This window comes from Geobacter sp. OR-1, assembly GCF_000813145.1.
GTDB lineage: Bacteria > Desulfobacterota > Desulfuromonadia > Geobacterales > DSM-12255 > Geoanaerobacter.
Map to the genome: position 1 here is coordinate 46123 of NZ_BAZF01000007.1, position 16076 is coordinate 62198.

The 16076-nt window shown below is 55.5% G+C and carries 17 protein-coding genes; 2 read left to right on the forward strand and 15 right to left on the reverse strand.

Going from position 1 to position 16076, the window contains the following annotated elements; translation table 11 throughout:
* The first annotated feature begins 136 nt into the window (after nucleotides 1-136).
* Both OR1_RS08850 and OR1_RS08855 read left to right on the forward strand, forming a co-directional pair.
* Complete coding sequence (locus OR1_RS08850; protein WP_041971381.1) at nucleotides 137-1930, forward strand: DUF4388 domain-containing protein; 1794 nt, start codon at nucleotides 137-139, stop codon at nucleotides 1928-1930.
* 33 nt (nucleotides 1931-1963) lie between these two features.
* Entirely contained in the window at nucleotides 1964-3034 is a 1071-nt protein-coding gene (locus OR1_RS08855; RefSeq protein ID WP_041971382.1) for a type IV pilus twitching motility protein PilT, read from the forward strand.
* A gap of 56 nt (nucleotides 3035-3090) precedes the next feature.
* Here OR1_RS08855 and rpoD read toward each other — a convergent pair whose 3' ends face one another.
* From rpoD to murA, 15 genes are all read right to left on the reverse strand, one after another.
* Nucleotides 3091-4851 (reverse strand): RNA polymerase sigma factor RpoD, encoded by a 1761-nt coding sequence (rpoD, locus tag OR1_RS08860; RefSeq protein ID WP_041971383.1) that lies wholly within the window; start codon nucleotides 4849-4851, stop codon nucleotides 3091-3093.
* 27 nt (nucleotides 4852-4878) lie between these two features.
* Entirely contained in the window at nucleotides 4879-6633 is a 1755-nt protein-coding gene (dnaG, locus tag OR1_RS08865) for a DNA primase (protein WP_082002879.1), read from the reverse strand.
* A gap of 55 nt (nucleotides 6634-6688) precedes the next feature.
* A complete protein-coding gene (locus OR1_RS08870; RefSeq protein ID WP_041971385.1) occupies nucleotides 6689-7204 on the reverse strand; it encodes a CvpA family protein in 516 nt (171 codons plus the stop codon).
* 99 nt (nucleotides 7205-7303) lie between these two features.
* Nucleotides 7304-7747: a GatB/YqeY domain-containing protein gene (locus tag OR1_RS08875; protein ID WP_041971386.1), complete on the reverse strand. Its 444-nt coding sequence runs from the start codon at nucleotides 7745-7747 to the stop codon at nucleotides 7304-7306.
* Between the two features lie 5 nt (nucleotides 7748-7752).
* The gene (gene rpsU, locus OR1_RS08880) at nucleotides 7753-7950 is read right to left on the reverse strand and encodes a 30S ribosomal protein S21 (protein ID WP_041971387.1); all 198 of its coding nucleotides are present in this window, start codon (nucleotides 7948-7950) and stop codon (nucleotides 7753-7755) included.
* 124 nt (nucleotides 7951-8074) lie between these two features.
* Nucleotides 8075-8407, reverse strand: coding sequence for a phosphoribosyl-ATP diphosphatase (locus OR1_RS08885; protein WP_041971388.1), 333 nt, complete (start codon nucleotides 8405-8407; stop codon nucleotides 8075-8077).
* On the reverse strand, nucleotides 8404-9165 hold the full coding sequence (gene hisF, locus OR1_RS08890) for an imidazole glycerol phosphate synthase subunit HisF (RefSeq protein WP_041971389.1): 762 nt from the start codon (nucleotides 9163-9165) through the stop codon (nucleotides 8404-8406). The genes OR1_RS08885 and hisF overlap by 4 nt, the downstream gene beginning before the upstream one ends.
* Nucleotides 9159-9896 carry a 1-(5-phosphoribosyl)-5-[(5-phosphoribosylamino)methylideneamino]imidazole-4-carboxamide isomerase gene (hisA, locus tag OR1_RS08895; RefSeq protein ID WP_041971390.1) on the reverse strand — a complete coding sequence of 246 codons (738 nt, stop codon included), beginning with the start codon at nucleotides 9894-9896 and terminating at the stop codon, nucleotides 9159-9161. Before hisA ends, hisF begins: the two co-directional genes overlap by 7 nt.
* 71 nt (nucleotides 9897-9967) lie before the next feature.
* Nucleotides 9968-10588, reverse strand: a complete 621-nt coding sequence (gene hisH / locus OR1_RS08900) for an imidazole glycerol phosphate synthase subunit HisH (protein ID WP_041971391.1) — start codon at nucleotides 10586-10588, stop codon at nucleotides 9968-9970.
* Complete coding sequence (gene hisB / locus OR1_RS08905) at nucleotides 10585-11172, reverse strand: imidazoleglycerol-phosphate dehydratase HisB (protein ID WP_041971392.1); 588 nt, start codon at nucleotides 11170-11172, stop codon at nucleotides 10585-10587. Before hisB ends, hisH begins: the two co-directional genes overlap by 4 nt.
* A 109-nt stretch (nucleotides 11173-11281) precedes the next feature.
* Entirely contained in the window at nucleotides 11282-12334 is a 1053-nt protein-coding gene (gene hisC, locus OR1_RS08910) for a histidinol-phosphate transaminase (RefSeq protein WP_041971393.1), read from the reverse strand.
* Nucleotides 12331-13629, reverse strand: a complete 1299-nt coding sequence (gene hisD / locus OR1_RS08915) for a histidinol dehydrogenase (RefSeq protein ID WP_041971394.1) — start codon at nucleotides 13627-13629, stop codon at nucleotides 12331-12333. Before hisD ends, hisC begins: the two co-directional genes overlap by 4 nt.
* 59 nt (nucleotides 13630-13688) lie before the next feature.
* The gene (locus tag OR1_RS08920; RefSeq protein WP_041971395.1) at nucleotides 13689-14015 is read right to left on the reverse strand and encodes a hypothetical protein; all 327 of its coding nucleotides are present in this window, start codon (nucleotides 14013-14015) and stop codon (nucleotides 13689-13691) included.
* Between the two features lie 24 nt (nucleotides 14016-14039).
* Nucleotides 14040-14678 carry an ATP phosphoribosyltransferase gene (gene hisG, locus OR1_RS08925; protein ID WP_041971396.1) on the reverse strand — a complete coding sequence of 213 codons (639 nt, stop codon included), beginning with the start codon at nucleotides 14676-14678 and terminating at the stop codon, nucleotides 14040-14042.
* Nucleotides 14679-14752: 74 nt separating this feature from the next.
* Nucleotides 14753-16006: a UDP-N-acetylglucosamine 1-carboxyvinyltransferase gene (murA, locus tag OR1_RS08930; protein ID WP_041971398.1), complete on the reverse strand. Its 1254-nt coding sequence runs from the start codon at nucleotides 16004-16006 to the stop codon at nucleotides 14753-14755.
* Nucleotides 16007-16076 lie beyond the last annotated feature (70 nt).

Here is a 16076-nt window from a genome sequence, read left to right on the forward strand (position 1 = left end):
TGATTTACGGTTGAAAGCAGCCGGGCAGCTGCTATGTTTATTATGGTGTGATGTATCCCCGGTCACAACCGCAATGCGGCAGTTGTGGTATATACGCCACGATACCGCCATCCCTGACAGCACGAGAGGATTAGAGATGTCCTTTGTCGGTGAACTTGAACACCTTCCTATAGTCGATGTGATACAGCTCCTCAATTCCACCAGGAAATCGGGGACGCTCTGCGTCAAAAGCGACAAAGGGGAAAGCCAGCTGGTCTTTGTCGACGGATATATCGTCGGCGCAAACCATGTCAATAACAGTGTCAGGATCGGCCAGGTTCTCGTGGAAATGGGCGCTATCAGTAAAGATGAACTGGAGGAGGCGCTTACCGAACAGTTCAATGCCGGAGCCAACAGGAAACCTCTGATTGCCACCCTTATCGAAGGGGAAAAGATCGGCAGGGACGCGGCCTATAAAGGATTGGAAAACCTGATCGAGATGACCATTGTCGAGGTGCTTACCTGGGACAGGGGAACGTTCGAGCTCGATATCGCAAAGATCACGGTTTCCGATGAATACCGGTATTTCCCGGAAAAACTCAAGCAGGAGATATGCATCAATACGCAGAGTGTCCTGATGGATGCCCTGCGGATCTATGATGAAAAAATGCGCGACGGCACCTTGACCGAAGAAACCTTCGCGGCTCTGGAGATTCCGATCGAAGGGTTCAACGCCAACTGGGAGGCCCCTGAGATCACTGCCGACCTCCTTGGGCTCGACGTTCTGGACGAACTGGAGAAAAGAATCCCGGATGTCTTCTCAGGAGTTAAGGATTATGCTGAAAAACCGGAAGCCGATCCGGCTGCTCCCCATAAAAAAGCGATTGGAGCCGAACTGGAAGCCGTTCCGGAACAGCAGCGGGAAAAGATTTACGCACTACTGACCAACCTCTCCGCTGCCGTCAAAGAGGACGAAGCGGCATTCACGACCCCGCTGGCCGCGATTCTGTTTACCAGAAACGAGCTGTTCAAACATATCGCCACAACGCTCTGCCGGCACGAAGGGTATCTGGTCTTTTCCTCTGACGAGCCGGAAACCTTGGACCATATCATAGACAAAGCCATTACCCGCGAACTGACACCGGTACTGATTATCGATCCGCCGTCGTCTGCCGATCCCCTGTTTTCACCGGACGGGATCATGGACCTGCTGCTGCAGAAACGGATGAAATATCCCGAGATTGCCATAATCCAGATGGTCTCATCGCACAACGGGCATTTCTCCCTGCGGGCGCTCCAGTGGGGAGTCAGACTGCTCCTCCCCTGGCCGGACAAGAGAAATCCGAATGAGGATTTTGCCGAAGAACTGATCAGCTTTCTCGAAACGCTGCGCATCTATCTCGCCACCACATTTGCCACCCCCGAGCACAAAGCAATAACACAACTCAGGGAGTGCGTATTCGAACTAGACACATTGCGGGAGGCCCCGGAAGTTTCTTTTGTCATACTCAAATTTACGGCATCGATATTTGAGCGCTCCATGACCTTTGTAGTGGGCAAATCCGAACTCATTGCCGAGCGGGGGATAGGGGTTAACCGGGATAAGAACGAAGGGGCGTCACCGCCGATGATGTTCAGAATCCCGATTGCAGAACAATCCCTGTTCAAAAGAGTAATCGATAACGGGCAGCTCTATCATGGGGACGTAATCGACGAGAGCATTTCGGCCAACCTGTATCAGGAAATCGGAACTCCGCACTGTTCGACCATTGTGCTGACCCCGGTAAGAAGCATGGGGAGAACCGTTGCCCTCATTTACGGCGACTTTGGCAACAAACCCGGGTCACCGGTCCAGATCGAGCTGCTTGAGGTTCTGGCCCACCACGCCGGTCTTGTCCTGGAAAACACCTTTTACCGGAAGAAATTTGAAAAACCTGCGCAACCAGCGTAATACCAAACCAACAATAAAGGGATATAGTCTGCCATGGATGCAAACACTCTGATTCAGATCCTTGATATCGCATTTCAGAAAAAGGTCTCCGACGTTCATTTTGAGGTGGATAATCCCCCGATTTTTCGGGGCAGGGGTCAGCTCATCCGCTCGAAGCTGCCAAACCTGACCGATAAAGACACTGAATTTATCGCCGCCCGAATTCTCGAGCATAACGGCCGCACCCTGAGCAGTGACTTCAAGGAGATTGACGCCTCATATTCCCTTCCCAGCGGGGGCCGCTTCAGAGTGAGCATCTTCCGGCAGCGCAACAAGTTCGGCATAGTAATGCGGGTCATCCCCCCGCACATAGGCAGTTTCGATGAACTCCACCTCCCGCCGGTGCTAGGAGAAATAGTCAAGGCGCCGAACGGCCTGATCCTGGTAACCGGTCCGACCGGTAACGGCAAATCAACAACGCTTGCCTCAATGATCAGGTTCATCAACGAAAACTATAATTATAACATCGTAACAATTGAAGATCCGATCGAGTTCCTTTTTACATCGCAAAAAAGCTGTATTATTCAACGAGAGGTGGGGATCGACACGGAAAGCTTCAATGCCGCGCTTAAAGGGGTTCTGCGGATGGACCCGGATGTTATAATGGTTGGGGAGATGCGGGATAAGGAGACCATCGAAGCCTGCATCAAGACCGCTGAAACCGGCCACCTCGTGCTGTCCACACTGCACACCCAGAGCGCGGTTTCAACGATTAATCGTATGATCGGCCATTTCCCGCCCGAAGGTCAGGAGATTATCCGGCAGAGACTTGCCGACATCCTTGTGGCAACCGCATCGCTGCGGCTGGTAAAGGATAAGAGCGGAGAAAACATCCTGCCGGTTGTCGAAATAATGAGATCAACAACCACCATCCAGGCATGCATCAGGGAAGGCCGTCTCGACGAAATCGAAAAGCATATTGAAAACGGTCAGTCGCTCTACCAGATGCAGACACTGGATCAGCATCTGCTCCAGCTCTACAAGCAAGACCTCATCAATCTCGACGACGCCAAAAGGATCTCCCACTCCATGGATTTCGAACGGAAGCTGGTTTTCGAGCAATAAGGCTGTCACCCATAAAACTAAAAGGCCGCCCCGTTTCCGGTGCGGCCTTTTTGGTCTTATTCGACAAAGCTCTTGAGTTTCTTTGCCCGGCTCGGATGCCTCAGCTTCCGCAGCGCCTTGGCCTCGATCTGCCTGATCCTTTCCCGGGTAACTTCAAAATCCTGGCCGACTTCTTCCAGCGTATGGTCGCTCTTCTCGCCGATGCCGAACCGCATCCGCAGGACCTTTTCCTCACGGGGGGTCAGAGTTGACAGGACCCGGGCCGTCTGTTCCGAAAGATTGGCCTTGATCACTGCCTCAAGTGGTGAGACAACCCCTTTGTCCTCGATGAAATCACCAAGATGCGAATCCTCTTCTTCACCGATCGGCGTCTCCAGGGAAATCGGTTCTTTAGCGATCTTCAATACCTTGCGCACCTTGTCCAGCGGCAGGCTCATCCGCTCCGCAATCTCTTCTGGCGACGGCTCCCGGCCGATCTCCTGCACAAGCTGGCGGCTGGTACGGATCAGCTTGTTGATCGTCTCGATCATGTGTACCGGAATCCTGATCGTGCGGGCCTGATCAGCGATGGCACGGGTAATCGCCTGCCGTATCCACCAGGTGGCATAAGTCGAGAACTTGTAACCACGCTGATACTCGAACTTGTCCACAGCCTTCATCAGGCCGATGTTCCCCTCCTGGATCAGATCCAGAAACTGCAATCCGCGGTTGGTATATTTTTTGGCAATGGAAACAACCAGACGAAGGTTGGCCTCCACCAGCTCCGACTTGGCGAACTTGGCCTTCCGTTCACCCTCGTCGATTGCCTTGATGGCGCTGGCAAGCTCACTGGCGTGGAAACCTGATTCCTGCTCCACCTTTTTCAGCTTGCGCTCAACCCCTCTGAGCCTCTTTTCCAGCTTTTGGTAATCCTCCAGGGTCATGCCCAGCTTTTTGAGCCCCTTCTTTTCCGCATCGCCACCTTTTGCCATCTTTTCAAAGAGCTTGTCGAGTTCTTCTGCAGAAATATCGCCGGCTTCATGCTCCAGCTCACTGATCTCCCGGGTTATGGACTCAACTTTTAGGGCAAGCTCCTTGAGCCGGTGCGCAATTTTTTCAATATGGCGGTCTCTCATCCTCAGGGAACGGACCAGCTCGGCGAGCTTCAGCTTGTGCTCCTGCAGTTCGGCCGCCAGTTTTGTTCGAGTCGCAGCAGGCAGAGTCCCTTCCAACTGCAGAGAAATCCCCTCCATCTGGGCATCAAGTTCTTTTATCTCGTCAATAATCGATAACAGCCTGATCTGATGGACATCTTCTTCATCCTCTTCCAGCTCTTCCTCTTCAACTTCTTTGCTGATCTCAGCCGGAAGGATTTGCGCCTTGCGCAGCTTATCGCCGAGGGACAGAATCTCTTTGACGGTTATCGGAGTATTCAGGATTACGCTGGCAACGTCCCGCTCCCCATCTTCGATCCTCTTGGCAATCTCAACCTCGCCCTCCCTGGTAAGGAGCGAGACGGACCCCATTTCCCTCAAGTACATACGAACCGGATCGCTGGTTCGCCCCAATGCCCCGGGTTCAAACTCCTGCTCTTCCTGCTCGCCTTCGAGCTCCTCGTCTTCCTCGAGCCCCATCTTGACCTTGGGGATCTTGACCTTTTGCACCGAATCGACGATTTCAATATCCATTTCGCCGAACATGCTCATGACATCGTCAATCTGTTCAGAGGAAACGATATCCGGAGGTAAAAGGTCATTTACCTCGTCATAGGTGAGGAAACCTTTCTCCTTACCCAGGTCAATAAGCTGCTTGACTTCTTCCATGCTCTTCTTGGCCATGCCTACCTCGAACTTGTGTCAGTATATCTATGATAATTGCGATTTCATATTTCGCAAGGTTTCGATTTCTTCCAGAAGCTCCCGGTAGCGATCCGAATCCGGCTCAATCCGCGCCAGTTCCCGCGCCAGCTCCTTCAAATCTTTTAGTGGCCTGCGCTCCAGCGATGAGCAGCACTGCTCAAACGCTTTCTGCGGGTCGATCCCCTGAAGATGGGCATCGTTAACGAAAAGTGCGGCAAGATGCCGGCTGCTTTCCGACGATTCCGCCCCTTCAAACAGCCGCGCCGGATCGACACTGCCGTTGGCTCTGCTTTCAGTAATTATAATCTCGGCTATATCCCGGTACTGCGGGGGAAGGAGCGCGGCAACCTTGCGCTCATGTCCCAGCAGCGCCAATTCCGAATATGTCCCCATTAGCAGCAGCAGCATCTCTGCCGGGCCTGGAACACTGCTTTGGTGTGTCTTCCGCGGCTCCGGCCGCGCCCGCTGTTCCGTTACACCGAGGCCGGTCATCCGTTTGAGATCAGACTCGTCTATCCCAAGGGTCCGGGCAATTTCCGCAATATACAGCTTCTGTTGGAGGCGATCCTGCATCAACCGCAGCCTCGGCACCATTTCATCCACTATCCGGCTTTTGCCTTCAATGGTGCCTGCCTGGCAGCTGGCAAGCAATGCCCGGAAAAAGTAGTCGAGAACCGGCCGTGCCTTCTGCACTCGATCCAGGACCCCTGCCCCGCCTTCGCGCTTCACAAAGCTGTCGGGGTCGTCGCCGGCAGGGAGTTCGATGACCGCGACAGGGATACCTTCCGGCAGCAGCATGTCCATCGCTCTAACCGTAGCCTTCTGTCCCGCGCTATCGGAATCGAACAGGGTGTAAAGTTGCGCTGCATAGCGGTGCAGCAATTTAACCTGGTCCGTGGTCAGAGCGGTCCCGCACGTTGCCACCACCTCTTTGACCCCTGCCTGATACAGGGACAGGTGATCGAAATACCCCTCCACTATTATTGCTGCCCGCTTCTCTCTGATCGACTGCTTGGCGAGGTCGAGCCCGAAAAGAAGATCCCCCTTGTGGTAGATAGGCGACTCAGGCGAGTTGATGTACTTGGGGAGGGAATCGTCCAGCACTCTCCCGCCAAAAGCAACCGGACGGCCATGGAGATCCGAGATCGTGAACAGCAGCCGGTTGCGGAACGTATCGTAGTAACCGCCGCTATCTCTCTGCCGGACCAGACCCAGTTTTTCCGCCTTCACCAGTGAAATATTGTGACGTTCGAGGTAACGGCAGAGGGCATCCCACTTACCGGGCGCAAACCCGAGCCGGTAGATCTCCGCAGTTGCCGGAGCAACGCCCCGTTCTTTCAGGTAGTTCCGGCAATACTCGCCGTCAATGCCGGTGGCCAATTGCTCCTGATAAAACCTTGAAGCAAGTTCGGCAATCCTGAACAGCTCGTCCTTCTCATCCTTCCGTGACTTCTCGGCCCTGGAAAGAGGCTGCTCGTCAATTTCCACCCCGGCCTTTCTTGCCAGGAGCTTCACTGCTTCGGGAAAGGACACCCCTTCAATCCGCATGATAAAGCTGAAGGCGTTGCCGCCGGCGCCGCAGCCGAAACAATGGAAGATCCCCCGGCCGGGATTGACATTGAACGATGGCGTTTTCTCGCCATGAAAGGGGCACAGCCCTTGATAATTTGCACCTGACTTCTTGAGGGCCACATAGTCGGAGACCACATCAAGAATCGTCACCCGCTCCCGAATCTCGCGAACTGTTTCCTCGGGTATCACGGACGACAACCTCCTTTGAGACAGAAACCGAACTGCGTGGTCCAGGCATTAGCTATCAGGATCGTCCCGCCCTGTTTTGCGCCTGTTTCGCCCCCCGCCAGCCATCGATCATATCAATGCCGGCCTTGCAAAAAGACCGAGCAGTAGCGGAAGACTGGATAAATCCCTTGATTTTCGCCGGGGACGGGCCGTTCATCAATATCGCCAGGGTGATGCAGATGATAAAAGCGCCTTGCAGCAGGCCGATCAGAATCCCGCCGAAGCGGTTCAACCAGCCGAGCAGCATGATCTTGAAAATCGTAGTTAACAGATGACCGATAAAAAAGAAGAGCAGGCCAAGAACGGTATAGATAAGAATAAAGGAGATCGGAGCAGCTATCAGCTTGGGTAGTCGAATGAAGCCGGACAGTGCTGTTGCTACATAACCATAATACGTAAACGCGGCCCAAGCGCCCGCCACCACACCGAGCAGAGCACAGACCTCCCTCACGAGCCCCTTCATGAACCCCTTGGCAGCAAAAGCCGCCAGGATACCCCAGAGCAAAATGTCGAGAAGAGAGAGACCGGACATTCAGTAAATACCCATAAAAAAGAAAAAGCAGGGGCGATCATCCACGATCTACCCCCACCTCGTCTTCTTCGTATTTTAATTTCTGATTTTGAGCTGGAATCAGCCCAAAAGCTCCTTGACAACTTCACTGACCAATCGGCCATCGGCGCATCCGGTTACCTGAGGCTTCAGAACCTTCATAACCTTGCCCATATCTTTGCCACCCTGGGCACCGGATTCGGCAATAGCCTTTTCTGCCAGCAGGACAATCTCTTCTTTGGTAAGCTGTCGCGGCAGATAATCAAGAAGTACGGCAAGCTCCCGTTCCTCTTTTTCCACAAGATCGACCCTTCCGGCTTCCCCGAACATCCGAATCGACTCTCGACGCTGCTTGACCAGAGAGGCAATTACTTCATGTATGCCGGCATCGTCCAGAACCAGTTTCTGGTCTATCTCCCGGTTTTTAACCGCAGAGCGCACGAGTCGGATGGCCGACAACTTCAGGTCATCCTTGGCCCGCATCGCATCTTTCATTTCATCATTCAACCTGTCCCGCAGAGACATCAGGATTACTCCATCATCTTACGCTGCTTCTTGAGCGCACGCTTACGGGCAGCTATGGTTTTCTTCTTCCGCTTGATACTCGGTTTTTCGAAATGCTCGCGCTTGCGGATCTCAGACAGAATCCCTGCCTTTTCGCACTGCTTCTTGAACTTCTTCAGTACGACCTCAAACGGTTCGTTTTCCTTGACTTTTATTCCCGGCATTCATACTCCCCCCCTCCTGTCGCAAATTTTTAGCCTAAACAAGGGCAGGCCGGTACTATGAAGAGATGGTATATTACCCATCGATTAGTACATTGTCAAGAAACTTATTCGTGATTTTCAATAATTACTCGGATGGCCGGGACTGCTTCTCCGCGATCCCGGACATGCCGAAACGCCGGCGCAGTTCGTCGTTGACTGCGTCCAGGGGGATATCATGATACCCGAGAAGGACGAGTGTGTGAAAGAACAGGTCTGCGGCCTCATAGACAATCTCATCCCGCACCCCCCCTTTGCCTGCGATGACAAGCTCGGTGGCTTCTTCGCCAAGCTTTTTCAGGATCTTGTCATTCCCTTTCCGGATCAGTGAAGCCGTATAGGACTCTTCCGACGGATTGGCCTTGCGCTCCAGGATGACCCGGTAGACCGCCTGAAGGATGTCGTTATGTTCGCAGTTCATAACCTTACCGCTACCCCTTTCGCTTTCAAATACTCCTTTGCTTCTCCGATCGTGTACTCCCGGAAATGGAAGATCGAAGCGGCGAGGCAGGCGCTGGCGCCGGCTTTGGTAAACCCGTCGTAGATATGCTCCAGGTTGCCGACCCCGCCCGAGGCAATAACCGGAATGGAGACGGCATCGACAATGGCGCGGGTCAGCGAAATATCGTAACCATCCTTGGTTCCGTCACAATCCATGCTGGTGAGCAGGATCTCTCCGGAACCAAAAGCCTCCATCTTCTGCGCCCATTCAACCGCATCGATACCGGTTGGCTTGCGGCCCCCATGGGTATAGACCTCCCAGCGGGCTTCACCCGGCACCCGGCGGGCATCGATGGCCACGACCGTGCACTGGGAGCCGAACCGCTCCGCGGCCTCCCGCACAAAATCCGGGTTTTGCACGGCAGCGGTATTGATCGAGACCTTGTCTGCGCCGGCATTGAGCATCCGGCGGATATCCTCCACTGTCCGGATTCCCCCGCCGACGGTCAGCGGCATGAAGACCCGCTCGGCAGTCTTGCGCACCACATCCACCATGGTATCCCGACCATCGCTCGATGCCGTAATATCCAGAAACGTCAGCTCATCGGCCCCCTGCTGGTCGTACAGCTCGGCAATCTCCACCGGGTCGCCGGCATCGCGAAGTTCCAGAAACTGCACCCCTTTGACCACCCGGCCGCCGGTAACGTCAAGGCAGGGTATTATACGCCTGGTCAGCATGATGTGCCCCGCTTGGTGAGGGCTATCGCTTCTGCCAGGTCGATGGCCCCGGAGTAGATAGCCTTGCCGGTAATGGCGCCGCTGATCCCGGCAGATTCCACTGCCATCAGGTTCTCGATATCCTTTAGTGTGGACAGACCGCCAGACGCGATGACCGGAATGGAGATCGCCTCGGCCAGCGCTTTCGTCGCCTCAATGTTGGGGCCCTGCATCATGCCGTCGCGGCTAATATCGGTGTAGATTATCGCTGACACGCCGAATCCCTCGAATTTCCTGGCCAGTTCGATGGCGGTAACGCCGGTAACCTCAGCCCAGCCCTGAACTGCAACCATGCCGTTCTTGGCATCGATCCCGACCACAATACGGTCTGGGAACTTCACGCACGCCTCTCTGACCAGATCCGGGTTCCGCTGCGCCGCTGTGCCGATGATTACCCGACCGACACCCAAACCGAGGTACGCCTCGATGGTGGCCAGGTCGCGGATGCCCCCTCCCAGCTGGGTCGGGATCTTGAGCTCCGAGACAATCGCTTCGATGGCAGCCCGGTTTTTCGGGGTACCGGCGAAGGCGCCATCGAGATCGACGATATGCAGCAGCTCCGCCCCCTTGGCCGCCCAATCAAGGGCCTGGGCAGCCGGGCTGTTGCTGTACACCGTGTCCCGATCCATCAATCCTTGCTCCAGACGAACACACTTACCTTCCTTCAGATCAATAGCAGGAATAATGATCATCTTGCATATATCCTTTGTAGGGACAGGCCTATGTGCCTGCCCTTGAATTGGGCGACCACGAGGGGTCGCCCCTACATTTCACCGAAATTTTTCAAGATTTTCAGGCCGATCTGCTGGGACTTCTCCGGATGGAACTGGGTCGCCACGATGTTGTCTTTCCATACAGCCGAGCAGAAATCGATACCGTAGTTCGTGGTGGTGGCAACTACCGATTCGTCCTCGGGCTTGACATAGTACGAGTGGACAAAATAGACGTTGGCCCCCTCATCGATCCCGGCAAATATCGGTGCCCTGTTCCGGAATGATATCTGGTTCCATCCCATGTGCGGCACCGCCAGTTTTTCGCTGTTCTCGGCCATCCCTTCGGGGAACCGGACCACCCGGCCCGGAATAACGCCCAACCCACGGTGCAGGCCGAACTCCTCGCTCTCGGTAAAGAGAAGCTGCAGACCCAGGCAGATCCCGAGAAAAGGGCGACCGTCAGCAATCACCTTGAGCAGCGGCTCCACGAATCCACCCTGCTCCAGGTTGCGCATGCAGTCACGGAAGGCGCCGACGCCGGGAAGCACCACTTTTTCTGCTTCCAGCACCACCTTCGGATCGGCGGTCACCACGGCATCGAAACCGACCTTTTCAAAACCTTTCTGTACGGAACGGAGGTTGCCCATTCCGTAGTCTATTATCGCTATCATATTGTTCCCTTGGTGGACATGACCCCTTCGATCCTCGGGTCCATCTGCGTGGCCGTATCCAAAGCCCGTGCAGTCGCCTTGAAACAGGCTTCCAGAATGTGGTGGACGTTGTCGCCGTACATCACGTTGATATGAAGATTGGCAGCCAGATTATTCGTAAGCGCCTGGAAGAATTCCCGGGCAAGCTCTACGTCGAATTCTCCGATCTTCACCTTGGGAATACGGACATTGTAGACCAGATACGGTCTCCCCGACAGGTCGGTGGCAACGGACGCCAGGGTCTCGTCCATCGGGACCGTAGCCTGGCCGTAGCGCCTGATCCCCTTCTTGTCTCCGAGCGCTTCCCTCATCGCCTGCCCCAGGACAATGCCGATATCCTCGACCGTGTGGTGGAAATCGATGTCGATGTCACCGCTCGCCTCGACGGTCAGGTCAAAAAGGCCATGGCGTGCGAACAGATCTAGCATGTGGTCGAGAAACGGTACCGAGGTGCAGACCTTTGCCTGGCCGGTGCCGTCAAGGTCAATGGCAAGCTTTATTCTGGTTTCCTTGGTGACGCGTTCTATTAAAGCAGAGCGGGACATATGAACCTCCTGGAAACAAAAAATCCTCGCCACGGATTACATGGATGGACACGGATAAAGGAATTTATGGTTTCATCCGTGAAAATCGACGACATCCGTGGCAAAGGTTTTATCCGATTTCAATTATTGCTTTAAGCGTCTTCTCCATCTCTTCTTGAGTGCCGATGGAGATTCGCAGCCCATGCGCCAGAAGCGGGTCGGAAAAGTGACGGACCAGGATCTTCCGCTCATAAAGCCCGTCGTAGACTCGCTTGCCGTTCCGGCCGGGCGGAGAGACAAACAGGTAGTTTCCCTGGGAAGGAATAACCGTGTATCCGACTGCGCGCAGTTCACTAGCAAACCACTCCCGGGTTGCACAGATTTTCCGGCAACAGTCACGAAGATACGTCTGATCTCGCAATGCCGCCCCGCAGGCCGCCTGAGCCAGGCGATCCAGGTTGTAATGGTCACGGATCTTGTCCAGTGCGGCGATCACCTCCGGCCGGGCAATGGCCAGCCCCAACCGCATGCCCGCCAGGCAGTAGCTCTTTGAGAGGGTTCGGGTAATCACCACGTTTTCATATTTCCGAACCAGATCCAGGGCGTTTCCTTCGGCAAAATCGGCATAGGTCTCGTCGAGTACCAGCATCCCCGCACAACGGCCCGCCAACTCCTCGATGTACGCTAACGGAAATGCGGAGCCAAGTGGCGCATTGGGAGTGGTGAGGAAAAACACCTTGCCGTCGTAACGCTCAGGGAAATCGGCAATCCGAAAATCCTCCGTCAGGCCGAAAGTGCGGACCGTTGCCCCCTGCACCTCAGCCAGGGTGGCATAATAGGAGTAAGAAGGATGCACAAAGCCGATCTCCTCTCCTTCAGCGGCAAAGGCCCGGATCAGGTTGTTGAGCACCTCGTCGGAGCCGTTGGCCATGATCACCCACGAAGGGTCAAAACCATACAGCTCACCGGCAATCTCCCGCAACTTCTGGCTTGACGCGCTCGGATAGATGCGCAGACTTGACCCATCCGGCCCAAGCTCCTGCAGAATTGCCTTAACCACAGCCGGAGAAGGGGGGTACGGGTTCTCGTTGGTGTTCAGCTTGATCCATGAAGCGATGTCCGGCGGCTGGTAACCGGGGACATATCCAGCCATGGAGGCGATGTTTTGACGAAGAGGGATCATTGCTGTTCTCCGAGCCTTATACTTACCGATTTGCCGTGCGCCTCCAGCCCCTCCAACTGTGCGATTCGGACAATCTGCCTGCCAAGCCGGTTGAGGCCGGATTCGCTAAAGTAGACGATCGACGATTTCTTCACGAAATCGTCCACCGACAGGGGGGAGAAGAACCGGGCGGTACCGCCCGTCGGGAGGGTATGGTTCGGCCCGGCCAGGTAGTCACCGGCAGCCTCGGGCGTAAAATGCCCCATGAAGATGGCGCCGGCGTTCTTGATCTTCGGCAGGATCGCAAACGGGTCGGATACTGCGAGTTCCAGATGTTCCGGTGCAATCCGGTTGGAGAACTCGATCACTTCGTCCAGGTCTGAGGCAGAGATGATGGCCCCGAACTTGTCCCAGGAGGCCCGGGCGATCGATTCCCTGGAAAGGAGAGCCAGCTGTCGTTCCACCTCTTGTGCCACCTTCTTACCAAAACCCCGGTCAGTGGTTATCAGTATCGATGAGGCCAGCTCATCGTGCTCGGCCTGCGACAGCAGGTCCGCGGCGATATGAGCCGGTGTGCCGCTCCCGTCATTGATCACCAGGATCTCGGAAGGGCCAGCGATCATGTCGATCCCCACCTGGCCGAAGACCAGCTTCTTGGCAGTGGCGACATAGATGTTGCCGGGGCCGGTAATCTTGTCCACCTTGGGAATCGTGGCAGTGCCGTAGGCAAGCGCTGCCACGGCCTGCGCCCCGCCGAGCCGGAAGATCCTGTCAACCCCCGAAAGACGGGCAGCCACCAGGACATGGGGGTTGATCTCGCCACCCGGCGTCGGGGCGACCATGATCACCTCTGGTACCCCGGCAACCTTGGCCGGGACCGCGTTCATGATGACGCTGGAGGGGTAGCTCGCCTTGCCCCCGGGAACATAGATTCCGACCCTCTGCAGAGGCGTGACCATCTGGCCGAGCATGATGTCGGACTCTTCCGTGGAAAGCCAGGTCTCCTGCTTCTGCTTTTCGTGGAACCTCGCCACCCGCTCCACCGCGAGCTTCAGGGCGTCGATATCCTCTGACTTGCACCTGGCAAAGGCGTAATCGATCTCCTCGTCCGAAACCTGAAGTTCGGACACCCCCTTGGCATCGAGGCGGTCAAAGCGGTTGGTGTATTCCAGAACCGCCCCGTCCCCGCGCTGCCGGACCGCAGAAATGATGTCGAGGACAACCTGCTCCACCTCGCGGCCGGTCTCCTCGCCGCGGGAAAGGATAGCGGCAAATTTTTGATTGAAATCTTTGTCGTGGATGTCAAGGAATTGCATGGCAGGTATTACCTCATCACACTCTATCGATTAGTAATCAGGCAGCTTTTTTCATAGAATCAGGCATTCACCATCTGCTTCTCTATGGAATCCAGCCTCCCCTGAAGCACTGTGAATTGATCTTTTATTTCCCTGAAGCGTCTTTCGAGATCCGAACGCTTCACGCTGCCGGTTCCTATGGAATCTTCTATCCTTTTCAAGGAGTTACCGATAACAAGGTACTCATCCTCAATCCTGCCAAGCCGGTGATAAAGAGCGTCGAAATGCTCGATGGCTTCAGAAAACCGGTCATCATGCTCTGCCTGTTTCCCTTTTATCGTGTCGAATTCCGGTTTAAGAATCTGCTGGTAAAACTCCATTAATGAATCAGCAAGACCTTTTTCCATGTTCGCCTCCCTCGACAGGCAATACTACACCAGTTTCTCCAGCCCTGCGATGATTTCCGATATCCGCTTGTTCTTGATCTTCAGACTTGCCCGGTTGACGATCAGGCGCGTGGTGATCTCGGCTATGGTCTCGACCTCCACCAGTCCGTTCTGCTTCAGGGTCTCGCCGGTGGAGACCAGGTCAACTATCCGCTCGGACAGCCCGACCAGCGGCGCCAGTTCGATGGAGCCGTACAGCTTGATCAGCTCGATCTGAACCCCTTTTGCGGCAAAGTATTTCTCGGCCACGTGCGGGTACTTGGTGGCGATCCGGATATTGGTCCAGCGGGAAGGGTCGTCGTCCTTGGCCAGTCCTGCCGGCTCGGCCACCATCATCCGGCAGTAGCCGAACTTGAGATCAAGCGGCTCGTAGACATCCTTTTCCTGCTCCATGAGCGTGTCCTTGCCGACAATACCCAGGTCGGCGGCACCGTACTCCACGTAGGTCGGCACATCGGTAGCCCTGACGATCATGTAGCGCATCTTCTGCGCCGCGTTTTCGAAGATCAGCTTGCGGGATTTGGACAGGAGTTCGTCGCAGTCGATGCCGATCTTGCTGAACAGCTCCACCGACTCTTCAAGAATCCGCCCCTTGGGGATGGCAATGGTAATGAAATCAGACATGGTTCTCCTGTAGGGGCAGGCCCCGGTGCTGCCGATTGTGGGCGACCGCAAGGGGTCGCCCCTACATCGTAAATTTATTCATTAACTCTCTGGATATCTGCCCCGAGCCCGGCCAGTTTCTTTTCGATCGCTTCATAACCCCGGTCCAGATGGTAGATACGCGACACCTCGGTAGTATTGTCGGAGGCCAGCCCGGCAAGGATGAGCGACGCGGAGGCTCTGAGATCGGTGGCCATGACCGGGGCGCCGGAGAGTTTCTTTACCCCTTTGACTGTGGCGGTATTCCCCTCGACGGTAATGTCCGCCCCAAAACGCAACAGTTCCGAAACATGCATGAACCGGTTCTCGAAGATGTTCTCCGAGATTACGCTCGCACCGTCCGCCACGCACATGAGCGCCATGAACTGGGCCTGCATGTCGGTAGGGAAACCGGGATAGGGACGGGTCTTGATGTTAATCGCCTTGGGCCGGCGCGGCCCCTTGACCCGCACAATGCCATCCTTGTTGAAAATCTCCACACCGGCATCCTGCAGCTTGAAGACCAGGGCATCTAGGTGTTCGAGTTGCATGTTCCGGATCTTTATATCGCCGCCGGTTATGGCTGCGGCACACATGAAGGTGCCGGCCTCGATCCGGTCCGGCATGACGCGATAACTGGCAGGCGCGAGTTCGCTGACACCGGTAATCCGGATGGTATCAGTGCCCGCCCCATCAACCTTTCCCCCCATCTGGTTGAGCATGTTCGCCAGGTCCACGATCTCCGGCTCGCGCGCCGCGTTCTCAAGAAGGGTTTCCCCTTTGGCCAGTGCAGCAGCCATCATCAGATGCTCGGTGCCGCCGACCGTGGGCATGTCGAAGTTGACCCGAGCCCCTTTGAGCCGCTTGGCCTTGGCCTCAACGTAGCCGTGCGCCAGATGGATATCGGCGCCAAGCGCCTTGAGCCCCTTCAGATGCTGGTCGATCGGCCGGGCGCCGATGGCGCACCCGCCGGGAAGTGAGACCCGGGCACGGCCATGCCGCGCCAGCAGCGGTCCCAGGACCAGTACCGACGCGCGCATGGTCTTGACCAGGTCATAGGTGGCCTCGACATTATTGACATCGGTCGAATCTATTTTGACGATGTTGCCGTTCCCTTCAACCCGTGCGCCAAGAGATTCCAGGACCTTGATGGTGGTATTGATGTCCCGGAGGAAAGGCACGTTGCTGATCTCGTGAACGCCGGAGGCCAGGATGGTGGCACAGAAAATGGGGAGCGAGGCGTTCTTGGAACCGCTTACCGTAACCTCGCCAGAAAGCCTTTTCCCGCCGTGAATGATCAGTTTATCCAAAGCATAACCTCAATAGAATGTAGGGGCAAACCTCGTGTTTCCCCTTTTTTCGGGCGATTACAAGAATCGC